The organism is Streptomyces sp. NPDC056296, from assembly GCF_042268605.1.
Taxonomy (GTDB): Bacteria; Actinomycetota; Actinomycetes; order Streptomycetales; family Streptomycetaceae; genus Streptomyces.
Genome location: NZ_JBHJRX010000037.1, coordinates 39,893 through 51,494, shown reverse-complemented (window position 1 = coordinate 51,494; position 11,602 = coordinate 39,893). Strand labels below are relative to the sequence as shown.

10 protein-coding genes are annotated in these 11,602 nt (G+C 69.2%); 8 read left to right on the top strand and 2 right to left on the bottom strand.

The features are described from left to right. Nucleotides 1-123 precede the first annotated feature (123 nt). Nucleotides 124-1,539, top strand: a complete 1,416-nt coding sequence (locus ACFCZF_RS25830) for an NAD-dependent malic enzyme (protein ID WP_310873112.1) — start codon at nucleotides 124-126, stop codon at nucleotides 1,537-1,539. 352 nt (nucleotides 1,540-1,891) lie between these two features. After that, a complete protein-coding gene (locus ACFCZF_RS25825) occupies nucleotides 1,892-2,173 on the top strand; it encodes an HU family DNA-binding protein (protein ID WP_003950507.1) in 282 nt (93 codons plus the stop codon). Between the two features lie 183 nt (nucleotides 2,174-2,356). Here ACFCZF_RS25825 and murA read toward each other — a convergent pair whose 3' ends face one another. Continuing rightward, nucleotides 2,357-3,703: a UDP-N-acetylglucosamine 1-carboxyvinyltransferase gene (gene murA, locus ACFCZF_RS25820; RefSeq protein WP_376673670.1), complete on the bottom strand. Its 1,347-nt coding sequence runs from the start codon at nucleotides 3,701-3,703 to the stop codon at nucleotides 2,357-2,359. A gap of 255 nt (nucleotides 3,704-3,958) precedes the next feature. Here murA and ACFCZF_RS25815 point away from each other — a divergent pair, with 255 nt between their 5' ends. The 5 genes from ACFCZF_RS25815 to ACFCZF_RS25795 all read left to right on the top strand — a co-directional run bounded on the left by ACFCZF_RS25815 (nucleotide 3,959) and on the right by ACFCZF_RS25795 (nucleotide 8,185). After that, complete coding sequence (locus ACFCZF_RS25815) at nucleotides 3,959-4,531, top strand: YqgE/AlgH family protein (RefSeq protein ID WP_376673669.1); 573 nt, start codon at nucleotides 3,959-3,961, stop codon at nucleotides 4,529-4,531. Between the two features lie 57 nt (nucleotides 4,532-4,588). Then, nucleotides 4,589-4,882, top strand: coding sequence for a DUF3039 domain-containing protein (locus ACFCZF_RS25810; RefSeq protein ID WP_055417189.1), 294 nt, complete (start codon nucleotides 4,589-4,591; stop codon nucleotides 4,880-4,882). A 188-nt stretch (nucleotides 4,883-5,070) separates the two neighbouring features. Continuing rightward, nucleotides 5,071-6,369 (top strand): extracellular solute-binding protein, encoded by a 1,299-nt coding sequence (locus ACFCZF_RS25805; protein WP_376673668.1) that lies wholly within the window; start codon nucleotides 5,071-5,073, stop codon nucleotides 6,367-6,369. Beyond that, nucleotides 6,366-7,331 carry a carbohydrate ABC transporter permease gene (locus tag ACFCZF_RS25800; RefSeq protein ID WP_376673667.1) on the top strand — a complete coding sequence of 322 codons (966 nt, stop codon included), beginning with the start codon at nucleotides 6,366-6,368 and terminating at the stop codon, nucleotides 7,329-7,331. Before ACFCZF_RS25805 ends, ACFCZF_RS25800 begins: the two co-directional genes overlap by 4 nt. Next, the gene (locus ACFCZF_RS25795; protein ID WP_376673666.1) at nucleotides 7,328-8,185 is read left to right on the top strand and encodes a carbohydrate ABC transporter permease; all 858 of its coding nucleotides are present in this window, start codon (nucleotides 7,328-7,330) and stop codon (nucleotides 8,183-8,185) included. The genes ACFCZF_RS25800 and ACFCZF_RS25795 overlap by 4 nt, the downstream gene beginning before the upstream one ends. Nucleotides 8,186-8,226: 41 nt before the next feature. Here the strand turns inward: ACFCZF_RS25795 and ACFCZF_RS25790 are convergent, their stop codons facing one another. Further along, the gene (locus ACFCZF_RS25790) at nucleotides 8,227-9,447 is read right to left on the bottom strand and encodes an RNA-guided endonuclease InsQ/TnpB family protein (protein ID WP_376673665.1); all 1,221 of its coding nucleotides are present in this window, start codon (nucleotides 9,445-9,447) and stop codon (nucleotides 8,227-8,229) included. Nucleotides 9,448-9,715: 268 nt separating this feature from the next. Between ACFCZF_RS25790 and ACFCZF_RS25785 the strand changes: the two genes are divergently transcribed. Next, complete coding sequence (locus tag ACFCZF_RS25785) at nucleotides 9,716-11,338, top strand: beta-N-acetylhexosaminidase (RefSeq protein WP_376673664.1); 1,623 nt, start codon at nucleotides 9,716-9,718, stop codon at nucleotides 11,336-11,338. The last annotated feature ends 264 nt before the right edge of the window (nucleotides 11,339-11,602 follow it).

Here is an 11,602-nt window from a genome sequence, read left to right as displayed (position 1 = left end):
GTTTTCCGAAACGGTGCGCGAACATAAAGTTCGCAATCCGGGGTGGCTACCACGTACTCAGTGGTAGGTGCGACGATCGGACGGCACAACGCAGTTACACGGTGAAAGCAGAGGAAGTCGGCCATGGCAACGGCGCCCAGCGTCTCCTACTCGATGACGGTCCGACTGGAGGTGCCCGCGGGCGGGACAGCGGTCTCGCAGCTCACCACCGCGGTGGAGTCCGCCGGGGGCTCCGTCACCGGTCTCGACGTCACGGCCTCCGGCCACGACAAGCTCCGGATCGACGTCACCATCGCCGCCGGCTCGACCTCCCACGCCGACGAGATCGTGGAGCAGCTGCGCGGCATCGAGGGTGTCAGCCTGGGCAAGGTCTCCGACCGTACCTTCCTCATGCACCTCGGCGGCAAGATCGAGATGGCGTCGAAGCACCCCATCCGCAACCGTGACGACCTGTCCATGATCTACACGCCGGGCGTGGCCCGCGTCTGCATGGCGATTGCCGAGAACCCCGAGGACGCCCGCCGCCTCACCATCAAGCGCAACTCCGTTGCGGTCGTGACGGACGGTTCGGCGGTGCTGGGCCTCGGCAACATCGGCCCGAAGGCCGCGCTGCCGGTCATGGAGGGCAAGGCGGCCCTGTTCAAGCGGTTCGCCGGCATCGACGCCTGGCCGCTCTGCCTGGACACCCAGGACACCGACGCGATCGTCGAGATCGTCAAGGCCATCGCCCCGGGCTTCGCCGGCATCAACCTGGAGGACATCTCCGCGCCGCGCTGCTTCGAGATCGAGGCCCGGCTGCGTGAGGCCCTCGACATCCCCGTCTTCCACGACGACCAGCACGGCACCGCCATCGTCGTCCTCGCCGCCCTGACCAACGCCCTGCGCGTCGTCGACAAGCCCATCGAGAACGTACGGGTCGTCATGTCCGGCGCCGGCGCGGCCGGTACGGCCATCCTCAAGCTGCTGATCGCCGCCGGTGTGAAGAACGCCGTCGTCGCCGACATCCACGGCGTCGTGCACGCCGGCCGCGCGGACCTGGTCGACGCCGCGCCCGAGTCGGCGCTGCGCTGGATCGCCGACAACACCAACCCCGAGGGCCTCACCGGCACCCTGAAGGAGGCCGTGCACGGCGCGGACGTCTTCATCGGGGTCTCCGCCCCCAACGTCCTGGACGGCGACGACGTGGCCGCCATGGCGGACGGCGCGATCGTGTTCGCGCTCGCGAACCCCGACCCCGAGGTGGACCCGGCGATCGCCCGCCAGACCGCGGCGGTCGTCGCCACCGGCCGCTCCGACTTCCCGAACCAGATCAACAACGTGCTGGTCTTCCCGGGCGTGTTCCGGGGCCTGCTGGACGCGCAGTCCCGCACGGTCAACACCGAGATGATGCTGGCCGCCGCGCACGCCCTGGCGGACGTGGTGACCGAGGACGAGATCAACCCGAACTACATCATTCCCAGCGTCTTCAACGACAAGGTCGCCGGTGCCGTAGCGGGCGCCGTGCGGGACGCGGCGAAGGCCGCCGGAGTGGTGGCGTAGTTTCCTCCGGCGGGGGAAGGCGGCCTGTGGCGTGGTGGTGAGGATCACCACGGCGGGCCGCCCCACCGGCGCGTCGCGGGATGTCGGGCCTCGGATCGCCCTCTAGGGTGGCGCAAGGCTCAGGCCCTCTCGGCGTGTGACTCCCAAGGGTGTTCTCACGACTCCTGGGGGTGCCGGATTGGCTTTACCGCCGCAGGTGGAGGCAGGATGCCTCCCTGGGCGCGAGGGTCTGACGACCGACCCGGGTCCGGGGAGTGTCCGAGGACCCTGGCAGCATCGGCATCGCTGTGCCCAACATGCGGCTCCGCCGCGTGGCACGCCTCAACGGCAAGTAGAACACGGGAGTAACAACATGAACCGCAGTGAGCTGGTGGCCGCGCTGGCCGACCGCGCCGAGGTGACCCGCAAGGACGCCGACGCCGTGCTGGCCGCGTTCGCCGAGGTTGTCGGCGACATCGTCTCCAAGGGCGACGAGAAGGTCACCATCCCCGGCTTCCTGACCTTCGAGCGCACCCACCGTGCCGCTCGCACCGCCCGCAACCCGCAGACCGGCGAGCCGATCCAGATCCCGGCCGGCTACAGCGTCAAGGTCTCGGCGGGCTCGAAGCTCAAGGAAGCCGCCAAGGGCAAGTAAGCGCTCCGCTTGGAGTGCCGGGGACTGCGCGGGCCGTTCGTTCGGGCTGCGGTCGTGTGCGGCCGCGGGCCGTTCGTGGCTGGTCGCGCAGTTCCCCGCGCCCCTTTCAGGGGCGTTCCACTCAACGCCGATGGGGCGGTCACCCGGGTTCGGGTGACCGCCCCATCGGCGTACGTGCTGCCGTCAGCCGAGGGCCTTGCCCGGCAGTTCCACCTTCGCGCCGAGCTCCACGAGCTTCTCCATGAAGTTCTCGTAGCCCCGGTTGATCAGGTCGATGCCGTGGACCCGGGAGGTGCCCTGGGCCGCGAGGGCGGCGATGAGGTAGGAGAAGCCGCCGCGCAGGTCGGGGATGACCAGGTCGGCGCCCTCCAGCTTGGTCGGCCCGGACACCACGGCCGAGTGCAGGAAGTTGCGCTGGCCGAAGCGGCAGTGGGAGCCGCCGAGGCACTCGCGGTAGAGCTGGATGTGGGCGCCCATCTGGTTGAGCGCGGAGGTGAAGCCGAGCCGCGACTCGTAGACCGTCTCGTGGACGATGGACAGGCCCGTGGCCTGCGTCAGGGCGACCACCAGGGGCTGCTGCCAGTCCGTCTGGAAGCCGGGGTGCACGTCCGTCTCCAGGGCGATGGACTTCAGCCGGCCGCCCGGGTGCCAGAAGCGGATGCCCTCGTCGTCGATCTCGAAGGCGCCGCCCACCTTCCGGTAGGTGTTCAGGAACGTCATCATCGAGCGCTGCTGGGCGCCGCGGACGTAGACGTTCCCCTCGGTCGCCAGCGCCGCCGAGGCCCACGAGGCGGCCTCCAGACGGTCCGAGAGGGCACGGTGGGTGTAGCCGCCCAGCTCGTCCACACCGGTGATGCGGATCGTGCGGTCGGTGTCCATCGCGATGATCGCGCCCATTTTCTGCAGTACGCAGATCAGGTCCTCGATCTCCGGCTCCACGGCCGCGTTGGACAGCTCCGTGACACCCTCGGCCAGCACGGCCGTCAGCAGCACCTGCTCGGTCGCGCCGACGGACGGGTACGGCAGGTTGATCTTCGTACCGCGCAGCCGCTGCGGGGCCTCCAGGTACTGGCCGTCCGCGCGCTTCTCGATCTTCGCGCCGAACTGCCGCAGCACCTCGAAGTGGAAGTCGATGGGCCGGCCGCCGATGTCGCAGCCGCCCAGGCCCGGGATGAAGGCGTGCCCGAGGCGGTGCAGCAGCGGGCCGCAGAACAGGATCGGGATGCGCGACGAGCCCGCGTGGGCGTCGATGTCGGCGACGTTCGCGCTCTCCACGTGGGAGGGGTCGAGCACCAGCTCGCCGGGCTCCTCACCCGGACGGACGGTGACCCCGTGCAGTTGCAGCAGTCCGCGTACGACCCGCACGTCGCGGATGTCCGGCACGTTGCGCAGCCGGCTCGGCGCACTGCCCAGCAGGGCGGCCACCATGGCCTTCGGCACGAGGTTCTTCGCACCGCGGACCCGGAGCTCGCCCTCCAGCGGGGTTCCGCCGTGGACAAGCAGTACGTCATCAGCGCCGTTGACGGTCATGAATCTCGCGTTCCGTGGGGTTGGGCAGGGGCCAGAAGGGAAAGGGTAATCGCCTTGTACCCCCCTTCAGTAAGCCTGTGCACGGTCCGGCGATGTCATGGGTTTGTCACAACACGAACGGTTCTGCGGCGGGCACGGGCGGTCACGGTGGCGGGCGCGGGTGTCACGGTGGCGGCGCGCGCTCGGCGGACGTGTTCACCCCCGTGCCCCCGATTGCCTCCCCACGGGAGGGGAACATGCGGGATCATGTCAGGCATGACCGAGGTGTCCTCGCTCACGGGGCGGCTGCTCGTGGCAACGCCCGCCCTGGCGGACCCGAACTTCGAGCGCGCGGTGGTGCTCCTTCTCGACCACGACGAGGAGGGTTCCCTCGGCGTCGTCCTCAACCGTCCCACGCCGGTCGACGTGGTCGACATCCTGGAGGGCTGGGCGGACCTGACCGGCGAACCCGGCGTCGTCTTCCAGGGCGGCCCGGTCTCGCTCGACTCGGCCCTCGGCGTGGCCGTCGTCCCGGGCGGGGCGTCCGGCGAGCGGGCGCCGCTGGGCTGGCGCCGGGTGCACGGCGCGATCGGGCTGGTGGACCTGGAGGCGCCGCCGGAGTTGCTGGCCCCCGCCGTGGGCGCCCTGCGGATCTTCGCCGGGTATGCGGGCTGGGGCCCCGGTCAGCTGGAGGACGAGCTGACGGAGGGCGCCTGGTACGTGGTGGAGTCCGAGCCCGGCGACGTGTCCTGCCCGGTGCCGGAGAGGCTCTGGCGCGAGGTGCTGCGCCGCCAGCGGGGCGACCTGGCGATGGTGGCGACGTATCCGGACGACCCCTCGCTCAACTGATCTCCCCGGCCGAAGCGTGTGAGCTTCAATACCCCGGCTTTCAGTACCCTGGCATGCATGAGCACTCTCGAGCCCGAGCGCGGGACTGGTACGGGGACCCTCGTTGAGCCGACACCGCAGACCTCCCACGGTGACGGTGACCACGAGCGCTTCGCCCATTACGTCCAGAAGGACAAGATCATGGCGAGCGCTCTCGACGGCACCCCCGTCGTGGCGCTGTGCGGCAAGGTCTGGGTACCGGGCCGCGACCCGAAGAAGTACCCGGTCTGCCCCATGTGCAAGGAGATCTACGAGTCCATGAGCGGCGGCGGAGACGAGGGCAAGGGCGGTAAGGGCGGCGACAAGAAGTAGCAGCCTTCCCGGCCGGGTTCTTCGAAGGCCCCCGGAGTGCGCCCGCGCGCACTCCGGGGGCCTTCGCGTTGTCACGAAGTGGTTGAGACCTCTTGTGGACATGTTCATGTACTCCATAACCTCCTGGGTGTTGTGCAGAGCGAAACCGTCATTGCATATGTTGCAACGCACGCCCGGAGGAACACTCCATGAAGCTCGCCCCCCGCCTGGCCGTACTGCTGGCCGCCGCCGTCGTCACCGCGACCGCCTGCGCCCCCCAGACGTCCGACAACTCCTCCTCCGGCAAGGACGAGAAGAGCGGAACGCTACGGATCTGGCTCTTCCAGGAGGTCAACACCAAGCCGAAGGAAAAGGTCGTCGACGCGGTCCTCGCCGACTTCGAGAAGGCGCACGAGGGCACGAAGGTCGACGTCGAGTACATCCCCGTCGAGACCCGCGCCCAGCGCATCAAGGCCGCCTTCAACGACCCCGCCAGCGCCCCCGACGTCATCGAGTACGGCAACACCGACACCGCCGGCTACGTCAAGGACGGCGGACTCCTGGACATCACCGAGGAGTTCGGCGCCTGGGACGAGGCCAAGGACGCCGACCCCACCGCCCGGCAGTCCGTCACCGTGGACGGCAAGGTCTACGGCGCCCCCTACTTCGTCGGCGTCCGCGCCCTGTACTACCGGACCGACGTCTTCGACGAACTCGGCCTGAAGGCCCCCAAGTCGCTGGACGAACTGGCGTCCACCGCGAAGAAGGTCCGCGCCGCGAAGCCCGACCTCTACGGCATCGCCGTCGGCGGCGCCTACACCTACGGCGCGATGCCCTTCATCTGGGCGAACGGCGGCGAACTCGCCACCGGCAAGGGCGGCTCGTACGCCTCGTCGATCGACAGCGCCGCCGCCCAGAAGGGCATCAAGGCGTACACGTCCCTCTTCGGTGACGACAATTGCCCCGCCGCCAAGTGCGCCGGCATGGGCGGCAACGACACCGTCACCGCGTTCGCCTCCGGCAAGGCGGCCATGGCGATCGGCGGCGACTTCAGCCGCCAGGCCGTGGACGCCGGGAAGGCGAAGGGCAAGTACGCGGTCGTGCCGCTGCCGGGCGTCGAGCCCGGCTCGATCGCCCCGGCCTTCGCGGGCGGCAACAACATCGGCGTCCTCAAGAGCACGTCGCACCGCACCCTCGCCGTCGACCTGATGAAGCGGCTCGCGTCGAAGGAGACGCAGGCCGAGATGTTCGACGCGATGGGCTTCCTGCCCACCTTCACGGACGTACGGCAGCAGGTCGCGGCCGAGGAGCCGTTCGTGAAGCCGTTCGTGGACACCCTCGCCGCGGGCACGAAGTTCGTGCCGGCCTCGCCCGCGTGGGCGACGATCGACTCGTCGCAGGTGCTGCCGACGATGTTCCAGGAGGTGGTCAGCGGCAAGAAGGACGTGGGCGCTGCCGCTGGGGGCGCGGCTCGGAAGATGGACGACGCGTTTGGCTCCGCCGGGTGACGGGGGTGCCTAGTAGCTCGGGGGGTGCGGTGCGTTCGCGGCCGCTGGTGCGTCGTGGTTCTTCGCGCCGTTCCCCGCGCCCCTTCGGGGGCGCTGCCTATACCCCCTGGATCTACCTCGCGCCCGCTCTTGTCGTCCTTGGTGGGTTGCTCGTCTACCCCGTTTATCAGCTTGGGCTGATCTCCTTTCTGGAGTACACCCAGGCTCAGGTCAGTGGTGGGGAACCGACCACCTTCCAGGGGTTCGGGAACTACGCCGAGTTGTTCGGGGACGGTGAGTTCTGGCGGGTGCTGCTCGCCACCGTCGTGTTCGCGGCGGCCTGTGTCGTGTCGACGCTGGCCGTCGGGTGTGCGCTCGCCGTGCTGCTCACGCGGGTGCGTGCCCTGCCCCGGCTCGCGCTGATGATGGCCGCCCTCGGAGCCTGGGCGACCCCGGCGGTCACCGGGTCGACGGTGTGGCTGCTGCTGTTCGACCCGGACTTCGGGCCGGTCAACCGGATGCTGGGCCTCGGCGACCACTCCTGGACGTACGGACGCTTCAGCGCCTTCGCCCTCGTCCTCCTCGAAGTGGTCTGGTGCTCCTTCCCGTTCGTCATGGTCACCGTCTACGCCGGGATCCGCGCCGTGCCGGCCGAGGTGCTGGAGGCCGCCGCCCTGGACGGCGCCTCGCAGTGGCGCATCTGGCGGTCGGTGCTCGCCCCGATGCTCCGGCCGATCCTGGTGGTCGTCACCATCCAGTCGGTCATCTGGGACTTCAAGGTCTTCACCCAGATCTACGTCATGACCAACGGGGGCGGCATCGCCGGCCAGAACCTCGTCCTCAACGTCTACGCCTACCAGAAGGCGTTCGCGTCCTCGCAGTACAGCCTCGGCTCGGCGATCGGCGTCGTGATGCTGCTGATCCTGCTCGCCGTGACGCTGGTCTACCTGCGGCTGCTGCGCCGCCAGGGGGAGGAACTGTGAATCTTCCGCTGCGTCTTCCGCGCGCGCGTGTGCGCCGTCCGTGGCGGCTGGCGGCCGAGGCCTCGGCGCTGCTGATCTCGGTCGTGGTGGCCTTCCCGCTGTACTGGATGGTGCTGAGCGCCTTCAAACCGGCCGGGGAGATCGAGTCGAGCGAGCCGCGTCCGTGGACCCTGGCGCCGTCGCTCGATTCCTTCCGGCGGGTGTTCGGGCAGCAGGAATTCGGCCGTTACTTTCTCAACAGTCTGCTCGTGGCGGGCACCGTCGTGATCGCCTCGGCGCTGATCGCGTTCCTCGCGGCGACCGCGGTGACGCGTTTCCGGTTCCGTTTCCGGACCACCCTGCTGATCATGTTCCTGGTGGCCCAGATGGTGCCCGTGGAGGCGCTCACCATCCCGCTGTTCTTCCTCATGCGGGACTTCGGCCAGCTGAACACGCTGGGGTCGCTGATCCTGCCCCACATCGCCTTCTCGCTGCCGTTCGCGATCTGGATGCTGCGAGGCTTTGTGAAAGCCGTGCCGGAGGCCCTGGAGGAGGCCGCCTACATCGACGGGGCGAGCCGGGCGCGATTCCTGTGGCAGATCCTTTTCCCGCTGGTCTTCCCGGGGCTGGTGGCCACCAGCGTCTTCTCCTTCATCTCGACCTGGAACGACTTCCTGTTCGCCAAGTCGTTCATCATCAGCGACACCTCCCAGTCGACGCTGCCGATGGCGCTGCTGGTCTTCTACAAGCCGGACGACCCCGACTGGGGCGGTGTGATGGCCGCGTCCACGGTGATGACGATTCCGGTGCTGGTCTTCTTCGTACTCGTGCAACGACGACTCGTCTCCGGCCTCGGCGGAGCGGTAAAGGACTGACTTGAATCCTCCCCTCCCTGAAGGGGGAGGGGATTTCTGGCTCAGGCCGCCTCCTGGAGCAGCGCTCCAGGAGGTCTTCCGCCGTCGGCACCAGCCGGGTTGAGACCAGCCCGGAGGAGCATGACGCGTGCGGAGTTCTTGTCTCTGGGGGAGACGGTCCCGCAGGCGGTGCAGGTGTAGGTACGTTCCGAGAGGGGGAGTGCGTGCTTGGTTCTCGCTCCGCACTGGGCGCAGTCCTTGGTGGTGTGCGCGGGGTGTACGAGGCGGATGTCCCGCCCGTGTTTGCGGCCCATCTCGGTCAGGGCGGCCTTGGTGGCGCCGATGGCGGCGTCAGCGGCCGTGCGGGCCATGGCCGACTTGGCCAGGAACTTCGGACGGAAGTCCTCGACCGCGATCGTGTCGTGGTCGCGGACGATCTTCTTGGCCCACTTGCGGCCGGTGTCCGCACGCTGCCTCGCGACCTTCTTGTGGGCCTTCGCCCGCAGTTTCCGCGCCTCGCGGTATCCCTTCGTCCCGGGTTGGCCCTTTTTCGGCTTGCGGCGGGCCGTCATCCGGTCGTACCGGGCCAGCTTCGCCCGAGCCTCCCCACCATGCCCGGGGTGCGGCAGGTCGTGCGCGTCGGACGTGGTGGTCGCGGTCTCCCTCACGCCCCAGTCGACACCGAGGACGCGGCCGGTCTTCGGCAGGGGCTGGAGTTGGGCGGGAACGACGAACGAGCAGTACCAGTGCCCGAGACTGTCCTGGTGCACGCGGACCGAGGATGGCTCACCCGGCAGTTCCCGCGACCACACCACCGTCAGGACGATGCACCCCGCCAGGTGCAGCCGGCCGTCCTTCAGCCGGAACCCGCGCCGGGTGTAGTTGAGAGTCGGCAGTGCTTCACGCTTGGTCTTCCACTTCGGCATCCCGGCCCGGCGCGCCATCGGCAGGCGCTCTGTGATGTCCTTGTGCGCCTTGGCGCGGGAGCGGCCGAAGTCGCGGATGACCTGCTGCTGGGGAACCGACGAACCCTCACGCAGCCATGGCGTGCGGGCGCGGGCCTCGGTGAGCATCCTGTCGAGCTGCGCCGGGCCGCACGTGGTCTTCTCGCCGGTGGACGTGTTGTGCAGGTGCGCGGCCCTGGACTTGGCGACGCACTCGTTCCACACCCAGCGGCACCGGTCCCACTCCGCCGTCAGAGTGGTGCGGGCGGCGGACGACACCCGCAACCGGTACGTGTACCGGGCACGTCCGGCCCCCACACCCGCCCCCACCAGTGCCATCTCGCCCCCTCTCGGCCCCGACCAGGACACTGTGCTGTCCCGGACCCTGCGAAGGACCATACGTACGACAGCCGTACAAACACCCCCCGAATGCACAGCCGCCACTCCGACCAGCGACCACAGGCACACGCGTTCGTAGCACCTCAGCAAAAGCGCAGCGGTTCGGGCGCTCCGCGCCCGAACCGGATACGGCGACGCTCCGCGCCGCGACACCCGGATGCGATTCCCTCCCCCGGCGCGGGCGCTGGGGTCTCCTCGCAAGGAACAGGTGACTGACGTGACAGACGTAATTCCCCAGCCGCAGCAAGTGACGTGCCGCGAGCGCGACTTCTTCGGTCTCGGCCCGGACACCAAGGTGGTGGCGGACGCCGGGACGGAGCACACCGAGCGCTGGCTGCGCGCCACGCTGGGCGCCGCGACCGGCCTGCCGCTCGCACCCGGGTCGGGGGGCGACGACGTCGTCCGCCTGTCCCTCGACGGTGAGCTGGGCGCCGAGGGCTACCGCCTCGTCGTCGAACCGACGGGCGTGCACCTGACGGGCGGTGATCCGGACGGCCTCTTCTGGGGCGCTCAGACGCTCCGGCAACTGCTCGGCCCGGACGCCTTCCGGCGCGCCCCGCTGCCCGACCGCCGGTGGCGGCTGCCGCTGGTCCGGATCGAGGACGCGCCCCGATTCCGCTGGCGCGGCCTCATGCTGGACGTAGCCCGGCACTTCATGCCCAAGGAAGGCGTCCTGCGTTACCTGGACCTGATGGCCGCCCACAAACTCAACGTCCTGCACTTCCATCTGACGGACGACCAGGGCTGGCGCGTGGAGATCAAACGCCATCCGAAGCTCACCGAGACCGGCTCCTGGCGGGCGCGCACCAAATACGGCCACCGTGCCTCGCCGCTCTGGGAGGACAAACCCCACGGCGGTTTCTACACCCAGGACGACATCCGGGAGATCGTCGCCTACGCCGCCGAGCGGCACATCACCGTCGTCCCCGAAATCGACGTACCCGGACACTCGCAGGCCGCCATCGCCGCGTATCCGGAACTCGGCAACACGGACGTGATCGACACCACCGCCCTCTCCGTGTGGGACACCTGGGGTGTCTCCCCGAACGTACTCGCCCCCACCGAGAACACCCTGCGCTTCTACGAGGGCGTGTTCGAGGAACTCCTGGAGCTTTTTCCCTCGGAGTTCATCCACATCGGCGGCGACGAATGCCCCAAGGACCAGTGGCGGCGCTCGGCCACCGCGCAGGCACGCATCGAGGAACTCGCCCTCGCCGACGAGGACGAACTCCAGGCCTGGTTCATCCAGCACTTCGACACCTGGCTCGCCGAACGCGGACGCCGGCTCATCGGCTGGGACGAGATCCTGGAGGGCGGGCTGGCCAAGGGCGCGGCCGTGTCCTCCTGGCGCGGGTACGCCGGCGGGGTCGCCGCCGCGCGCGCGGGACACGACGTCGTCATGTGCCCCGAGCAGCAGGTGTACCTGGACCACCGGCAGCACGCGGGCGAGGACGAACCCGTGCCGATCGGCTTCGTGCGCACCCTGGAGGACGTCTACCGGTTCGACCCGGTTCCGGCGGAGCTGACGCCGGACGAGGCCGGACATGTGCTCGGCACCCAGGCGAACGTGTGGACCGAGGTGATGGAGAACCAGGCGCGCGTGGACTACCAGACGTTCCCGAGGCTCGCCGCGTTCGCCGAGGTCGCCTGGAGTGCCCTGCCGGCCCCGGCCGACCGGGACTTCGCCGGCTTCGAGCGTCGGATGGCCGCCCACTACCGGCGACTTGACGCCCTGGGCGTCGGCTACCGGCCGCCCGGCGGTCCGCTGCCCTGGCAGCGGCGGCCCGGCGTGCTCGGCCGACCGATCGACGGACCGCCGCCGAACAAGTAAGGCGAGCAGGCAAGACGCACAAGTAAGGCGCACAAGTAAGGCGCACAAGTAAGGAGAAAGCCCCGAAACGCCACAGAGTAGTGGCAACTCTCGCTCATCGTGCTCACTTCTGATTGTCGGCCGATTGCCGGGGATTGCCGGAGATCCCGTGCGAAATCGGACCATCTCGCCGACGAGGTGGGCGAATGCCTCCTAGCGGACCCCCGCGTTCGGGCCCTGCAAAGATGTGCCAGAGTTGCCACGTCCGCCCTGTCAGGTCGTACC